General features: G+C 71.1%; 3 protein-coding genes and 2 pseudogenes. 4 read left to right on the top strand and 1 reads right to left on the bottom strand.

Going from position 1 to position 17407, the window contains the following annotated elements; all coding sequences use genetic code 11:
- Nucleotides 1-107 precede the first annotated feature (107 nt).
- Nucleotides 108-947 (top strand): annotated as a pseudogene (locus A5706_RS15010) (amidohydrolase family protein); the annotation flags it as partial.
- Nucleotides 940-3722, top strand: a pseudogene (lnt, locus tag A5706_RS15005) (apolipoprotein N-acyltransferase). The pseudogenes A5706_RS15010 and lnt, both read left to right, overlap by 8 nt.
- Here lnt and rbpA read toward each other — a convergent pair.
- Nucleotides 3719-4054 carry an RNA polymerase-binding protein RbpA gene (rbpA, locus tag A5706_RS14995; RefSeq protein WP_067015244.1) on the bottom strand — a complete coding sequence of 112 codons (336 nt, stop codon included), beginning with the start codon at nt 4052-4054 and terminating at the stop codon, nt 3719-3721. The pseudogene lnt and the gene rbpA sit on opposite strands and share 4 nt — an antisense overlap.
- Before the next feature lie 164 nt (nt 4055-4218).
- Here rbpA and A5706_RS14990 point away from each other — a divergent pair, with 164 nt between their 5' ends.
- Both A5706_RS14990 and A5706_RS14985 read left to right on the top strand, forming a co-directional pair.
- Nucleotides 4219-4569 (top strand): hypothetical protein, encoded by a 351-nt coding sequence (locus A5706_RS14990; RefSeq protein WP_082964393.1) that lies wholly within the window; start codon nt 4219-4221, stop codon nt 4567-4569.
- Nucleotides 4570-4890: 321 nt separating this feature from the next.
- Nucleotides 4891-17403: a type I polyketide synthase gene (locus A5706_RS14985; protein ID WP_068131947.1), complete on the top strand. Its 12513-nt coding sequence runs from the start codon at nt 4891-4893 to the stop codon at nt 17401-17403.
- Nucleotides 17404-17407 lie beyond the last annotated feature (4 nt).

Here is a 17407-nt window from a genome sequence, read left to right as displayed (position 1 = left end):
CGATGGCCTCGGGGTCCAGGTAGCAGGTGCCGTGGCGGTCCGGGGCGTCGGTGTAGGGCTCGTGCAGCCAGGCGGTGCGCGACCCCAGTGCGCCGTCGACGAACAGGTCGCCGGCCAGGCCGCGGGCGCCGGTCTCGTCGGTCAGCGCCCGCGCCTCGGCCGCCGTGGTCACCGCCTGGCTGCACGAGCCCTACACCGACGCCCCGGACCGCCACGGCACCTGCTACCTGGACCCCGAGGCCATCGAAGCCCATCTGCGGGCGTGCACCGAGGCGGGGGTGACGGCCGGCTTCCACGTCATCGGCGATGCCGCCGTCTCGGCGGCGGTCGGGGCGTTGGAACGAGTCGTCGCCGACTTCGGGGTGGCCGCCGTCGCCCGCTGCGGGCACCGCCTCGAGCACGTGGAGATGGTCACCGCCGAGCAGGCCGCCAAACTCGGCGCATGGGGCGTCATCGCCAGCGTGCAGCCCAAATTCGACGCGCTGTGGGGCGGCGCCGACGGCATGTACGCCCGCCGGCTGGGCGCCGAACGAGGCAGCCGACTCAACCCCCTTGCGCTGTTAGCATCCCAAGGCGTGCCCCTCGCGCTCGGTTCCGACGCCCCCGTCACGGGCATCGACCCGTGGGCCAGCGTGCGGGCTGCGATCAATCACCGCACCCCGGGCAGCGCGGTGTCGGCGCGGGCCGCGTTCGCGGCCGCCACCCGCGGCGGTTGGCGGGCGAGCGGCGCGCGCGACGGGCTGGCGGGAACGCTCGTGCCCGGTGCGCCCGCGTCCTACGCCGTGTGGGACGCCGGGGCCCTCGACGCCCACGCGCCCCGCGCCGCAGTCCAGCGCTGGTCTACCGATCCCCGCTCCCGGGTGCCGGCGTTGCCGCGCCTCGGCCCCACCGACGCGCTGCCGCGTTGCCGCCGGACCGTGCATCGAGGCGCTGTCATCCATGGCTAGGGAGTGGTTCGACGGCCACCAGCCGCCCGACCAGGACCCGATCAGCGACGAGGCCGAATCGGAGCGGGATGAGGACGCCGCGGAGATCGAACCGGCCACGACCGACGAACCCGAACCCGAACCGGAATCGCCCGACGCTGCCGGCACGGCCAGCCGAAAGGGCAGGGCGGCGGGGCTTAGCGCGGCGGTGATCGCAAAGCTCCCCGGCGTGTGGGCCGCGCTGCGACCCCGCCTGGCGCGGCTGGCGCTCGCCATCGTGGGGGGCTTGCTGCTGTTCGCCAGCTTCCCCGCCGTGAACTGGTGGTGGGCGGCCGTCGTCGCCGCCGCGCTGCTGGCCTGGGTGCTGTGGCATCCGGCCACGACACCGGCGGGCGGTCTCGGTTACGGGTTCCTGTTCGGGCTGGCCTTCTATGTGCCGCTGTTGCCGTGGATCAGCACGTTGGTGGGCGCCGTGCCGTGGCTGGTGCTGGCGGCCGTCTGCGCGCTGTTTCCCGCGCTGTTCGGCCTGTGCGCGGTCATCGTGCGACGGCTGCCGGGCTGGCCGATCTGGTTCGCGCTGGTGTGGACGGCCCAGGAGTGGCTGAAGTCGATCTTCCCGTTCGGCGGCTTTCCCTGGGGCGCGGTCGCGTTCGGTCAAGCGCAGGGCCCGTTGCTGCCGCTGGTTCAGCTCGGCGGGGTCGCGCTGCTGTCCCTGGCGGTCGTGCTGGTGGGATTCAGCGCGACCGCGATCGCGCTGGAGATCGTCAAGTGGTGGAAAACCGGCCACCCGGACGGCGCAGCCGCCGCGAGAGAGCCCGCGCCGCCGCCGGCCGTCGTGCTGCCGGGTGTCTGCATCTGCCTGGTGTTGTTCGCCGCCGTCATCATCTGGCCGCAGGTGCGGCACGCCGGCGCTGGAGCGGGCGGCGAACCCTCGGTCACGGTCGCCGTGGTGCAGGGCAACGTGCCCCGGCTGGGTTTGGACTTCAACGCCCAACGCCGAGCGGTGCTGGACAACCACGTCCGCGAGACCCAGCAGCTTGCCGAGGACGTGCGCGCCGGCCTGGCCCCGCAACCACAGTTCGTGATCTGGCCGGAGGATTCGTCGGACATCGACCCCCTGGCCAACCCCGACGCCGACGAGCAGGTCGCGCGGGCCGTCGCGGCGATCGGCGCGCCGATACTGGTCGGCACGGTGCTCGACCTGCCCGGTCGCACCCCGGACAACGCGCAGTACACCAACACGGTGATCGTGTGGAACCCGGTCAGCGGGCCGGCCGACCGCCACGACAAGGAGATCGTGCAGCCGTTCGGCGAGTACCTGCCGATGCCGTGGCTGTTCAAGCACCTCTCCGGCTACGCCGACCGGGCCGGACACATGGTGCCCGGCCGTAGCAACGGCGTCGTGCACATCGCCGGGGTGCCGGTCGGGGTGTCCACGTGCTGGGAAGTCATCTTTGACCGAGCCCCGCGCAAGGCGGTGCTGAACGGCGCCCAGCTGTTGGCGGTGCCCGCCAACAACGCGACCTTCAACAAGACGATGAGCGAACAGCAGCTCGCCTTCGCCAAGGTCCGGGCGGTGGAGCACGACCGCTACGTCGTGGTCGCCGGGACCACGGGGATCAGTGCGGTGATCGCCCCGGACGGTGCCGAGCTGGTCCGCACCGACTTCTTCGTGCCCGCCTACCTGGACATACAGGTGCGCCTCAAGACGAAGCTGACGCCGGCGACCCGGTGGGGCCCGATAGTGCAGTGGGTTTTGGTCATCGCGGCCGGAGCGGTCATTCTGGTCGGGATACGGCACAATGGATGGTTCGCGCGTCCGATTCTTCGGAGGTCCAGGCCTCGCGGTGAATCGGAAGACGCCGCTACGCCCGCGGGCGGACCCCCGCCCGACGAGGGCGACGCGGAGAGAGCGCAAGGCACTGCGCCGGACGCGGGCGATGACGACAATCCGCTCGAGGACGGCGGCCTACCTGATTTCGGGCGAGACAAAGGAGCTACATGACCACCGGCCAGCCGGCGCCCCGGGTTCCGGGCAACCGTCCCAGCGAGCGCGTCCTGGTGATCATCCCGACGTTCAACGAGCGGGAGAACCTTCCGGTGATCCATCGGCGGTTGAAGACGGCGTGCCCGAATGTGCACCTGCTGATCGTCGATGACAACAGCCCCGACGGCACCGGGCAGCTCGCCGACGATCTCGCGGCGGCCGACCCCGAACGCGTCCATGTGATGCACCGCACCGCCAAGGACGGCCTGGGCGCGGCCTACCTGGCGGGTTTCGCCTGGGGTCTGAGCCGGGACTACTCGGTGCTCGTCGAGATGGACGCCGACGGCAGCCACGCGCCCGAACAGCTGCACCTGCTGCTGGACGCGGTCGACGCCGGCGCCGATCTGGCGATCGGCTCGCGCTACGTCGAGGGCGGAGCGGTGCGGAACTGGCCGTGGCGACGCTGGGCGCTGTCCTGGACGGCGAACACCTACGCCCGGGTGGCCCTCGGCATCGGCGTGCATGACATCACCGCCGGCTACCGCGCCTACCGCCGGGAAGTCCTCGAGACGATCGGCCTGGACGGCGTGGACTCCAAGGGCTACTGCTTCCAGATCGACTTGACCTGGCGCACGGTCTGCAACGGGTTCGTCATCGCCGAAGTGCCGATCACCTTCACCGAGCGCGAACTCGGCGTCTCCAAGATGAGCGGATCGAACATCCGCGAGGCGCTGGTCAAGGTCACCCGGTGGGGAATCGAGGGCCGAACGACGCGTCCCCGCGCGATCCGCGCCGACAACCGCGGTTAGCCGCGGCGGCGCGACCGGATGAGCTCGAGTCGCTCCTTGAGCAGCTCTTCCAGCTCTTCGACCGAGCGGCGCTCCAGCAGCATGTCCCAGTGCGTGCGCGGCGGCTTGACCTTCTTCGGCTCGGGCAGGTCGCCCTCGATGAGGGTGCCCTCCATGCCGTTGCGGCACAGCCAGGTGCCGGGGATGTCGGCGTCGTCGGCGAACGGAACCTCGAACTCCTCGCCGTTCTCGGTGCGGTACCGCGCGATCTGACGCGGCGCGAGGTCGTGGTTGCGGTCGGTCTCGTAGCTCACGGCTCCAAGGCGGCTGCCTCTCAGGACGCGATCGGCCATGGCTGCTACTCCTTATAGATCCTGGGCTGTGGTGCAATTTCCGTTTAGCAAACGTTACGACGGCCCGCGTAGTTCCCAGGCCGACACGCGGCGTACGCGACGCGACCCTCAATGATACGGGATTGCCGGCGATGGCCGACTAAGGCCGACTAAAGTCGGCAGGCGTGACCCGCCGCGCCCGCCCCCACCCCTGCCGGTGGTGCGGTCGTGACGTGACCGACGCCGGGATGGGTCGTCGCCGCCAGTACTGCCGGCAGTCGTGCCGGCAACGCGCGTACGAGCAACGGGCCTCTTTGAATCGGGGTGATGCGGGGGCTGTCCCCCCCGACGCGGTGGTGCTGTCCGCCGAGGACGCCGCCGACCTCTCGGATCGTGTTTACCAGGTGCGATGCGCGGCGGAGGACGTCGCCACGGCGCTCGACGAGGGGGCCGCCACGGCCGAGCTGCGGGAGCTGTGTGACGTGCTGATTCGGGCCGCCCGGGCCGCCGACGGTTGGCGCCGGGCGGGCGTCTAACTGGGCTTTGACCGCCACGGATGGTTTGCCGAGTACAGTCGCGCCATGGGCGGCGCGCCGTTTTTACTCGGGTTTGGAGGTCGACGCCGTTCCTCCTTTAGTAGCCGGGAGTATCGGACGTTTTGAAATCCTGCCGGAGTTGGCCATACTCACGAGCGACATTCTTGGGTCGGAGAGCAGCACGAAGGTTGTCGGCTGGTCGAAAAATCCACGAGACCGATTCGTGCAGCAACTTCTGTGACTCGGCGGGGGCGCTCGGCACACGCCGCATGCGGCGGTTACCAGACGGCCCACCCGCCAGGTGAGGGTTAGGCGAGGTTAGTGATGGATCAACTCCAGCATGCGACCGAAGCGCTGCGCAAGGCGCTGGTCCAGGTGGAACGCCTGAAGCGCACCAACCGTGCGTTGCTGGAGCGGTCGAGTGAGCCGATCGCCATCGTCGGGATGTCGTGCCGCTTCCCGGGCGGGGTCGAGACCCCGGAGGACCTGTGGCGCATGGTCGCGGACGGTCGCGACGTGATCACCGACTTTCCCACCGATCGCGGCTGGGACGTGGCGGCGTTGTTCGACCCCGATCCCGACGCGCGTCACAAGACCTACGCGCGAACCGGCGGCTTCGTCGACGGTGTCGCGGATTTTGACGCCGCGTTCTTCGGCATCGCGCCCAGCGAGGCGCTGGCGATGGACCCCCAGCATCGGATGTTGTTGGAGTTGTCGTGGGAGGCGTTGGAGCGGGCTGGGATCGATCCCAGTGGGCTGCGCGGCAGCGCCACCGGCGTCTTCGCCGGGCTCATCGTTCAGGGCTACGGCATGTTGGCCGAGGAGATCGAGGGCTACCGGCTGACCGGCATGACCTCCAGCGTGGCCTCGGGCCGGGTGTCGTATGTGCTCGGGCTGGAGGGTCCGGCGGTGTCGGTGGACACGGCGTGCTCGTCGTCGTTGGTGGCCCTGCACATGGCCGTGCAGTCGCTGCGAACGGGCGAATGCGACCTGGCCCTGGCCGGCGGCGCGACCGTCAACGCGACGCCCACGGTCTTCGTCGAGTTCAGCCGGCACCGCGGCCTGGCGCCGGACGGCCGCTGCAAGGCCTACGCGGGCGCCGCCGACGGCGTCGGCTGGTCCGAGGGCGGGGCCATGCTGGTCGTCGAGCGGTTGTCGGATGCGCGACGGCTCGGGCATCCGGTTTTGGCGGTGGTGCGCGGTTCGGCCGTCAATCAGGACGGGGCGTCGAACGGGCTGACCGCGCCCAACGGGCCGTCGCAGCAGCGGGTGGTGCGCGCCGCCCTGGCCAATGCCGGGCTTTCGGCCGCCGACGTGGACGTCGTCGAGGGTCACGGCACCGGGACCACGCTGGGTGATCCGATCGAGGCGCAGGCGTTGCTGGCCACGTACGGCCAAGACCGCGACGCCCCGCTATGGCTGGGATCGATCAAGTCGAACATGGGTCACACGCAGGCCGGCGCCGGGGTCGCCGGGGTGATCAAGATGGTGCAGGCGATGCGCCACGAGACGCTGCCCGCGACGCTGCACGTCGATGTGCCCAGCCCGCACGTGGATTGGTCCGCGGGCGCGGTGTCGCTGCTCACCGAGAACCAGCCCTGGCCGGCGAGCCGCGCGCGCCGAGCGGGCGTGTCGTCGTTCGGGATCAGCGGCACCAACGCGCACGTGATCATCGAGGCGGTGCCCGCCGACGAGCCCCGAGAGGCCCGCCCGGCACCGGCCGCGGTGCCCTGGGTGATTTCGGCGAAGTCCGCAAAGGCGTTGCAACTGCAGGCCGCTCGATTGGCCGGGCATCTCGACGCGTATCCGGATCTCGACGATGCCGACGTGGGCTGGTCGCTGGCCGGCCGCTCGACGTTCGAGCACCGCGCCGTCATCGTGGGCGCTGACCGGGACGGGTTGCTGGCCGGGCTGGACGCGCTGGCCCGCTCCGACGTCGAGACGCCGGTTTCCGTTGTCCACGGCACCGCCGCTGCCGCGGGCAAGACCGTCTTCGTCTTCCCCGGCCAGGGCTCCCAATGGGTGGGCATGGGCGTCGAATTGCTGGACACCGCACCGGTATTCGCACAACAGATCCAGGCGTGTGAGGAGGCCTTCGCCGAGTTCGTCGACTGGTCGCTGACCGACGTTCTGCGCGGCGCGCCCGACGCGCCGGGCCTGGACCGGGTGGACGTCGTGCAGCCGGTGCTGTTTGCGGTGATGGTGTCGCTGGCGGAGCTGTGGAAGTCGGTCGGCGTCTGTCCCGACGCGGTGATCGGGCACTCGCAGGGCGAGATCGCCGCGGCCTACGTCGCCGGCGCGCTGTCGCTGGCCGACGCCGCCCGGGTGGTCACGTTGCGCAGCAAGCTGCTGAGGTCACTGGCCGGCCCCGGCGGCATGCTGTCCATCGCGTGCAGCACCGAGCGGGCGCGGGAACTGTTGGCGCCCTATGGAAATCGCGTCAGCATCGCCGCAGTCAACGGCCGATCGGCCGTCGTGGTCTCCGGCGACGGGGCCGCGCTGGACGAACTCGTCGGGTTCTGCGCCGACCTGGAGCTGCGCACCCGGCGGATTGACGTCGACTATGCGTCGCATTCGGTCGAGGTCGAGGCGATCCGAAGCGAGCTCGCCGAGGTGTTGGCCGGCATCGAGCCGCGGTCCTCGCGCACGGCGTTTTTCTCGACGGTGACCGGAAGCCGGTTGGACACTGCGGGATTGGACGCCGACTACTGGTATCGGAATATCCGGCAGACCGTCCAGTTCGACCAGGCGGTGCGCAGCGCGTGCGAGCACGGATTCCGAACCTTCATCGAATCCAGCCCGCACCCCGCGTTGATCGCCGGGATCGAAGACACCGCCAACAGCTGCTTAGCGGGCGACAGCCCGCAAATCAGTGAGGCGATCGTCGTGCCCACGCTGGGCCGCGACGACGGCGGCCTCGAGCGATTCCTGACGTCGGCCGCCACCGCGTTCGTCGCGGGAGTGAGCGTCGACTGGCGCGGCGCGTTGGACGGGGCGGCCTTCGTGGCGCTGCCGACCTACGCCTTTGACCGGCGCCGGTTTTGGCTGTCCGGGGAGGGCGTCGCGGCCGACGCCACGGGTTTGGGTCTGGGAACCAGCGAGCACCCGCTGCTGAGCGCGGTGGTCGAGCTGCCGTCTTCCGGCGGCGTGCTGCTGACGGGCCGGTTGTCGCCCGGCCTGCAGGGCTGGCTGGCCGATCACGCGGTGTCCGGTGTGGCCGTGTTTCCCGGCGCGGGGTTCGTGGAGTTGGCGATCCGCGCCGGTGACGAAGTCGGTTGCTCGACGGTCGACGAACTGACGCTGCAGGCGCCATTGATGTTGCCCGCCAAGGAATCCGGCTCGGGCTCGGTTGCCGTGCAAGTTGTGGTGGGAGCCGAGGGCGAGGGCGGTCGGCGCAGCGTGTCGATTTTCTCGCGCCACGACGCCGGCTCCGGCTGGGTGTGCCACGCCGAGGGCACGCTCAGCAAGGAGTCGGTCGAGCCGACGGCGGACCTGTCGGTGTGGCCGCCGGCGGGGGCGGTCGCGGCCGACCCGGCCGAGGGCTACGAACGGTTGGCGGCGCGCGGTTACGGCTACGGCCCCGCGTTCCAGGGCCTGACCGCGGCGTGGGTCCGCGGCGACGAGGTGTTCGCCGAGGTGCGGCTGCCGGACGCCGCCGGCGGCGTCAACGGGTTCGGTGTGCACCCGGCGTTGCTGGACGCGGCGATGCACGCGCTGGTGGTGGCCCATCAAATCGCCGGCGGGACAGACGAAGTCGTGTTGCCGTTCTCCTGGGAGGGTGTGTCGCTGCATGCCGCGGGCGCGTCGGCGGTGCGCGCGCGCATCGCGCCGGCCGGTACGTCGGCGTCACAGGCGGTTTCTAAGGCGGTTTCTAAGGCGGTTTCCATCGAGCTCGCCGACGGTCTCGGGTTGCCGGTGCTGTCGGTGCGGGCGATGGCGACCCGGCCGGTCAGCGAGCAGCAGCTGCGCGCGGCGGTGTCCGGCGCGGGCCCGGACCGGCTCTTCGAGGTGAACTGGTCGCCGGCGACGGCGGCCGCACCGGCCGGGGATACGCCGTCGTACCAGTTGTTCGAATCCCTTGCCGCCGAGCATGATCCGATCACGCACACCCACGAGCGCACGCACCAGGCGCTGGCCGCCGTGCAGTCGTGGTTGACCGAGCATGACTCCGGCGTGTTGGTGGTGGCCACCCGCGGCGCGATGGCATTGCCGGGGGAGGACGTTACCGACTTGGCCGGCGCCGCGGTGTGGGGCCTGGCACGGTCGGCGCAGACCGAGCACCCCGGCCGGATCGTGCTCGTGGATACCGATGCGCCGCTGGATGATCGGGCGATCGCCGCCGTTCTGGCGCTCGGCGAGCCGCAGGTGTTGGTGCGCGGCGGAGTGCATTACCGCCCGCGGGTGCAGGGCAGCCGCGCGGTCGACGGTCTCCTGGTCCCTCCGGCCGACGGCCCGTGGCGGCTGGGCATCAGCAGCGCGGGCACGTTCGAAAACCTGCGCCTGGAGCCGGTGCCCGACGCCGAGGCGCCGCTGCAGCCGGGGCAGGTGCGGGTTGCCCTGCGCGCGATCGCCGCGAACTTCCGCGACGTCATGATCACCCTGGGCATGTTCACCCACGACGCCCTGCTCGGCGGTGAAGGCGCTGGCGTGGTGGTCGAAGTCGGGCCCGGGGTCACCGAGTTCGCGGTCGGCGATTCGGTGTACGGATTCTTCCCGGACGGCAGCGGCACGCTGGTCGCCGGCGACGTCCGCCTGCTGGTGCACAAGCCCGAGGACTGGTCCTACCCCGAAGCCGCCGCCATCTCCGCCGTTTTCACCACCGCCTACATGGCGTTCATCCACTTGGCCGATGCCAAACCGGGCCAGCGGGTGTTGGTGCACGCCGCGGCCGGCGGGGTCGGGATGGCCGCCGTCCAGCTGGCCCGGCATCTGGGCCTGGAGGTGTTCGGCACCGCCAGCCGCGGCAAGTGGGAAACCCTGCGGGCCATGGGCTTTGACGACGACCACATCGCGGACTCCCGCAGCCTGGAATTCGAGGAGAAGTTCCGGGCGGTCACCGGCGGGGCCGGTATGGATATCGTGCTGGACTCGCTGGCCGGCGAATTCGTCGACGCCTCACTGCGATTGGTCGCCCCCGGTGGCATGTTCCTCGAAATGGGCAAGACCGACATCCGCGACCCCGGCGCGGTCGCTCAGGAATATCCGGGCGTGCGCTACCGCGCCTTCGACCTCTTCGAACCGGGCCGCCCCCGAATGCATCAGTGGATGCTGGAACTCGCCGGGCTCTTCGACGCCGGCGTGCTGAAGCCGTTGCCGGTCACGACGTTTGACGTGCGGCGCGCGCGCACCGCCCTGCGCTACCTGAGCCAGGCCCGCCACGTCGGCAAGGTCGTCATGACGATGCCTTCTGGACTCGGCGATGGCACCGTGCTGATCACCGGCGGCACCGGCATGGCGGGTGCCACGCTGGCCCGCCATCTGGTGGCGCACCACGGCGTCCGGGACCTGGCGCTGCTGAGCCGCCGCGGACCGGACGCCCCGGGAGCGGCCGAACTGGTCGCCGAGCTGGAGGCCGCGGGCGCCCGGGTCGCGGCGGTCGCGTGCGATGCCGCCGACCGGGCCGCGCTGGCGGCGGTGATCGCCACCGTGCCAACGCTTTCGGCCGTCATTCATGCGGCCGGCGTGCTCGACGACGCGATGGTCACCTCGCTGACGGCCGAGCGCGTCGATGCGGTGTTGCGGGCCAAGGTCGATGCGGCGTGGAACTTGCACGAATTGACCCGCGACCTCGATCCGTCGGCGTTCGTGATGTTCTCCTCGATGGCCGGGCTGGTGGGTTCGTCGGGCCAGGGCAACTACGCGGCGGCCAACTCGTTCCTGGACGGACTGGCCGCGCATCGGCGGGCACACGGGCTGCCGGCGATATCGCTGGCGTGGGGGCTGTGGGATCAGGCCAGCGCGATGACCGGTGGGCTCGACGAGGCCGACCTCGCCCGGCTGGGCCGCGACGGGATCCTGGCCCTGCCCTCGGCCGAGGCGATGGAGTTGTTCGACACCGCGCTGATCGTCGACGAACCGTTCATGGCGCCCGCCCGCATCGATCTCGGTGCGCTGCGCGCCCACGCCCTCGCGGTACCGCCGATGTTCAGCGACCTCGTCAACGCACCGGCTCGCCGCCGGGTCGACGACTCGCTGGCTGCCGCGAAATCGAAATCGGCGCTGGCGCATCGCCTGCAGGGGCTGCCCGAGGCCGAGCAGCAAGCGGTGCTGCTGGACCTGGTGCGCTCGCACATCGCTACCGTGCTGGGCAACACCACCGCCGAGGCGATCGACCCGGACAAGGCGTTCCAGGAGCTGGGCTTTGACTCGCTGACCGCGGTCGAAATGCGCAACCGACTCAAAACCGCTACGGGACTGGCCCTTTCGCCCACACTGATCTTCGACTACCCGACGCCCAACGGCCTGGCCAGCTACATGCGCACCGAGCTCGCCGGAGCGCCGCAAGAGGCCAGGCACGCCCCGGTCGTCCGCGCCACCGACGACGACCCGATCGTCATTGTCGGCATGTCGTGCCGCTACCCCGGTGGGGTGAATTCCCCCGAGGACCTGTGGGACATGCTGACCGACGGTCGCGACGTGCTCTCGGAATTCCCGACCGATCGCGGTTGGAACCTGGACGGGCTGTACAACCCGGACCCCGACGTTCCGGGCACCTGCTACACCCGCACGGGGGGCTTCGTCGACGATGTCGCCGGTTTTGACCCCGCCTTCTTCGGCATCACGCCGAGCGAGGCGCTGGCCATGGACCCGCAGCAGCGGCTGTTCCTCGAGCTGTCCTGGGAAGCGTTGGAGCGCGCGGGAATCGAGCCCGGCGGGTTGCGCGGCAGCGCCACCGGCGTGTTCGCCGGGGTGTACACGCAGGGCTACGGAATCGGCGCGGCGCCGGCCGCCGAGGGCTTCCGGCTGACCGGGCAGTCGTCCAGTGTGGCGTCGGGCCGCATTTCGTATGCGCTGGGCCTGGAGGGCCCCGCGGTGTCGGTGGACACGGCGTGCTCGTCGTCGTTGGTGGCCTTGCACATGGCGGTGCAGTCGCTGCGCTCAGGTGAGTCCGATCTGGCGCTGGCCGGGGGCGTCACGGTCAACGCCACCCCGGACATCTTCGTCGAGTTCAGCCGCATGCGCGGGCTGTCCGCCGACGGCCGGTGCAAGGCCTACGCCGGCGCGGCCGATGGCACCGGATTCTCCGAGGGCGGCGGCATGCTCGTGGTGGAGCGCCTGTCCGACGCCGAGCGCCTCGGGCACCGCGTGCTGGCGGTGGTTCGGGGTTCGGCGATCAACCAGGACGGCGCCTCGAACGGCTTGACCGCGCCCAACGGTCCCTCGCAGCAGCGGGTCGTGCGGGCCGCGCTGGCCAACGCCGGGCTGTCCGCGGCCGACGTCGACGCGGTCGAAGGCCACGGCACCGGAACGATGTTGGGCGATCCCATTGAGGCCCAAGCGTTGTTGGCCACCTATGGACGCGACCGGGCCGAACCGCTATGGCTGGGGTCGATCAAGTCGAACATGGGTCACACGCAGGCCGCGGCCGGCGTCGCCGGTGTGATCAAGATGGTGCTGGCGATGCGCCACGAGATGTTGCCGGCCACGTTGCACGTCGACGAGCCCAGCCCCCATGTGGATTGGTCGCTGGGAGCCGTGTCGTTGCTGACCGAAGCCCGGCCCTGGCCCGCACACGGCAAGACCCTGCGCGCCGGGGTGTCCTCGTTCGGCATCAGCGGCACCAACGCCCACGTGATCATCGAAGCCGCGCCCGCCGGGTCGGAGCGCGTCGTGCAGCGCACCGAGCTGCCGGTGGTGCCGTGGGTGGTGTCGGCGAAATCGGCGACGGCCCTGACCTCGCAGGCCACCCGGCTGGCGACGCACCTTCGCACCCACGCCGAACTCGACGTCGCGGATGTGGGGTGGTCGCTGGCGGGCCGCTCGAACTTCGAGCATCGGGCCGTCGTCGTCGGCGGGGACCGCGCCGGCCTGCTGGCCGGGCTGGACGAGTTGGCCCGCGACGAGCTGGCCGGCTCGGTGATAAGTGGTGTGGCAACGTCCGGCGGCAAGACCGTCTTCGTCTTCCCGGGCCAGGGCTCCCAAACGCTCGGCATGGGAAGGGAGTTGCACGCCGCGTACCCGGTGTTCGCCGAGGCGCTCCACGCCGTGCTGGGCGAATTGGACCAGCACCTGCTGCGGCCCCTGCGCGACGTCATGTGGGGCCAGGACGAAAGCCTGCTGAACACCACCGAATTCGCGCAGCCGGCCCTGTTCGCCGTGGAAGTCGCCCTGTTCCGGCTGCTCGAATCCTGGGGTGTGCGGCCCGATTTCGTGATGGGCCACTCGGTCGGCGAGATCACCGCCGCACACGTCGCCGGTGTCCTGTCGCTACAGAACGCGGCGGTACTGGTCGCCGCCCGGGGCCGGTTCATGCAGGCGCTGCCGGCCGGCGGGGCGATGATCGCCGTGCAGGCCACCGAGGACGAGGTGCGGCCACTGCTGACGGCCGGCGTGGGCGTCGCGGCGGTCAACGGGCCGGCCTCCGTGGTGATTTCCGGCCCCGACGACGCGGTGACCGCGGTCGCCGACCTGCTCCGCGCCGACGGCCGCCGCGTCCACCGACTCGCCGTCTCCCACGCGTTCCATTCCCCGCTGATGGATCCGATGATCGACGAATTCGGAACCGTCGCGGGTGGGCTCGTCGTCGGCAAGCCCACCATCCCGGTCGTGTCGAACCTGACCGGGCAACTGGCCGGCGACGACTTCGGATCGGTGGCGTACTGGAAGCGGCACGTCCGCGAGGCAGTGCGATTCGCCGACAGCGTCCGGTCCGCGCACTCCGCCGGCGCCACCCGCTTCCTCGAAGTCGGGCCGAGCGGCGGGCTGACGGCGTCGATCGAGGAGTCGCTGCCGGATGCCGTCGTGACCACCGCGTCGGCCTTGCGCAAGGACCGCCCGGAGCCGGCGTCGCTGATCAACGCCGTCGCGCAGGGCTTCGTCGCTGGCATGGACGTGAACTGGCGCGGCACGCTCGGCGCGGCCAACTTCGTCGAGCTGCCCACGTATGCCTTTGAACGGCGGCGCTTTTGGCTCGCCGGCGACGGCACTCCGGCGGACGCGGCCGGGCTGGGGCTGGCCGCCGGCGAGCACGCCCTGCTGGGCGCGGTGGTGGAGCTGCCGGCGTCGGGCGGCGTCGTGCTGACCGGTCGGTTGTCGCCGAGCGTGCAAGGCTGGCTGAGCGATCACGCCGTCGGTGGCGTCGTGCTGTTCCCCGGCGCGGGATTCGTCGAGTTGGCGATCCGGGCCGGCGACGAGGTGGGCTGCGGCGTCGTCGACGAGCTGAATCTGGCGGCGCCGCTGGTGTTGCCGGCGGGTGGATCGGTCGCGATTCAGGTCGTGGTTGGGGGCGCCGACGATTCGGGTGCCCGCTCGGTGTCGGTCTTTTCGCGCGGCGAGTCGGGGTCCGGCTGGTCGTTGCATGCCGAGGGCGTGCTGCGCGCGGGGTCCGTGCAACCGGACGCGGATCTGTCGACGTGGCCGCCGGTGGGCGCGGTGCCGGTGGATATCGGCGACGGGTACGAGCGGCTGGCCGAGCGAGGATACGGCTACGGGCCCGCGTTCCGCGGCCTGACGTCCATGTGGCGCCGCGGCGACGAGGTGTTCGCCGAAGTCGCGCTGCCCGAGGACGCCGGGCTGTCGGTGGCCGGATTCGGTGTCCACCCCGCGATTCTCGACGCGGCGTTGCATGCGGTGATCCTGGCGTCGGACAGCGGCGAGCTCCCCGAAGGGTCGATGCTGGTGCCGTTCTCGTGGCAGCGGGTGTCCCTGCACGCGGCGGGCGCGGCGGCGGTACGGGCGCGGATCGTGCCGGTGGGGGAGTCGGCGGTGTCGATCGAATTGGCCGACGGCTTGGGGCTGCCGGTGCTCTCGGTGGCGTCGATGGTGGCCCGGCCGGTGACCGATCGGCAGCTGCTGGCCGCGGTGTCGAGTTCGGGACCCGACCGGCTCTTCGAGGTCGTCTGGTCCGCCCAGCCGCTGTCCGCGGTGCAGCCGGTCGAGGTGTGCGCCTGGGGTGCAAGGGAATTCGAGGACACCTCGGCGGTGCTTTTCGAATCGGCACCGGTGGGCGGGGACGTCGTCACCGAGGTACACGCGGCGACGCGCGCGGTGTTGCCGGTGCTGCAGTCGTGGCTGGCCCGCGACGGGGCGGGAACGCTGGTGGTGTCGACCCGCGGCGCCATGGCGTTGCCGGGGGAGGACGTCACCGATCTGGCGGGCGCGGCGGTGTGGGGCCTGGTTCGCTCGGCGCAGACGGAGCACCCCGGCCGCATCGTGCTCGTCGACACCGATGTGCCGCTGGATTCCGACGCGGTCGCGGCCGTTTTGGCGCCGGCCGAGCCGCAGGTGTTGCTGCGTAACGGGACGGTCCACACCGCGCGGGTGCACGGCAGCCGCGCCGTCGGCGGCCTGTTGGTGCCGCCCGACGACGGCCCGTGGCGCTTGGGCATGAGCAGTTACGGCACCATCGAGAACCTGCGGCTGGAGCGGATCCCCGACGCGGACGCGCCGCTCGGCCCGGGCCAGGTCCGGGTCGCCCTGTCGGCCATCGCCGCCAACTTCCGCGACGTGATGATCGCGCTCGGCCTCTACCCCGACCCGGACGCGGTGATGGGCATCGAGGCCGCCGGCGTCGTGGTCGAAACCGCGCCGGGCAGTGGTCGTTTCGCCGTTGGCGACCGCGTCATGGGCCTGTTCCCGGACGGGACCGGGACCATCGCCATCACCGACCAGCGGCTGCTGGTCAAGGTGCCGGCCGGCTGGTCACACACGGCGGCCGCGACTACCTCGGTGGTGTTCGCCACCGCGCGCTACGCGCTGGTGGACCTGGCGGGTGCCAAACCCGGTCAGCGGGTGCTCGTGCACGCGGCCGCCGGCGGGGTGGGCATGGCCGCCGTGCAGCTGGCCCGCCACCTCGGCCTCGAGGTGTTCGCGACGGCGAGCCGAGTCAAGTGGGACACGTTGCGGGCCATGGGCTTTGACGATGACCACATCGCCGACTCCCGCAGCCTCGATTTCGAGGAGAAGTTCCGCACGATCACCGGCGGCCGCGGCGTCGACCTAGTGCTCGACTCGCTGTCCGGCGATTTCGTCGACGCCTCCCTGCGGTTGGTCGCCCCGGGCGGCGTGTTCCTGGAAATGGGCAAGACCGACATCCGCGACCCAGAAGTCGTCGCACGCGAGCACCCGGGTGTGCGCTACCGAGCCTTCGACCTCTTCGAGGCCGGACCCGAGCGTATCCAGGAGATGCTCGACGAGTTGGCGGCGCTGTTCGGCGACGACGTGCTGCAACCGTTGCCGGTCACCAGGTTTGACGTGCGGCGGGCGCCCGCGGCACTGCGGTACCTGAGCCAGGCCCGCCACGTCGGCAAGGTCGTGATGACCATGCCCGACGCCTGGGTGGCCGGTACGGTCCTGATCACCGGCGCGACCGGCATGGCGGGTTCGGCGTTGGCACGTCACGTCGTGGCCCGCCACGGCGCGCGGCACCTGGTGCTGATGAGTCGGCGGGGCCTGGATGCGCCGGGCGCGGCGGAGCTGATGACCGAGCTGTCCGCGGCCGGGGCCCAGGTACAGGTGGTCGCCTGCGACGCGGCGGACCGCGAGGCCGTCGCCAAGGTGCTGGCCGATATCCCGGTGCAGCGACCGCTGTCCGGTGTGATTCACGCGGCCGGGGTGCTCGACGACGCGGTGATCTCGTCGCTGACCCCGGAGCGCATCGACGCGGTGTTGCGCGCCAAGGTCGACGCGGCATGGAACCTGCACGAGCTCACCCGCGAGCTCGACGTCTCCGCCTTTGTGCTGTTCTCGTCGATGGCCGGGCTCGCCGGTGCGTCGGGCCAGGCCAACTACGCGGCGGCCAACTCGTTCCTGGACGGGCTGGCGGTGCACCGGCGCAACCTCGGGTTGCCGGCGATATCGCTGGCATGGGGCCTGTGGGACCAGGCCAGCGCCATGACCGGCGCCCTGGGCGCCGCCGACCGGGCCCGGTTCGGCCGGGACGGCATTGTCGCGATGTCCTCCGACGAGGCGCTGCAATTGATGGACACCGCGCTGATCGTCGACGAGCCGTTCATGTTGCCGGCCCACATCGACCTCGCGGCGCTGCGCGTCAAGTTCGACAACGGCACGCTGCCGCCCATGTTCGTCGATTTGATCAACGCGCCCAGCCGGCGTCAGGTCGACGACTCGCTGGCCGCGGCGAAGTCGAAATCGGCTCTGCTGCAGCGCCTCGAGGGGCTGCCCGACGACGAACAGCAGGCGGTGGTGCTGGACTTGGTCCGCTCCAACATCGCCACGGTGCTGGGCAACTCCAGCCCCGAGTCCATCGATCCGGATAGGGCGTTCCAGGAGTTGGGCTTCGACTCGCTGACCGCCGTCGAGATGCGCAACCGCCTCAAATCGGCCACCGGGCTGGGGCTCTCGCCGACGCTGATCTTCGACTACCCGAACTCCGCCGCGCTGGCCGGCTACATCTACCGCGAACTCGTCGGCACGGCGGAGCAAAGCGCCCCGGCCGCCGCGCCCGGGGAGGCCGAGATCCAACGGGTCGTCGGGTCCATTCCGGTCAAGCGCCTGCGCCAGGCGGGGGTGCTGGAGCTGCTGCTCGCGTTGGCGAACGAGGCCGACGGCAGCGGTCCGTCGGCCCCCGCGGCGACGAGCGAAAAGGACATCGCCGACATGGATCTCGACGCGCTGGTCAACGCGGCCTTGAGCGACGATGACGACGATGAGTAAGGGC

The organism is Mycobacterium sp. E796 (assembly GCF_001672815.1).
GTDB lineage: Bacteria > Actinomycetota > Actinomycetes > Mycobacteriales > Mycobacteriaceae > Mycobacterium.
The sequence above is the reverse complement of the archived record's forward strand: the minus strand, read 5'-3'. Positions and strand labels throughout refer to the sequence as shown.

Coding starts and splice junctions, on each gene's coding strand:
- rbpA (WP_067015244.1), bottom strand. CDS start 4,054: ATGGCCGATCGCGTCCTGAGAGGCAGCCGCCTTGGAGCCGTGAGCTAC.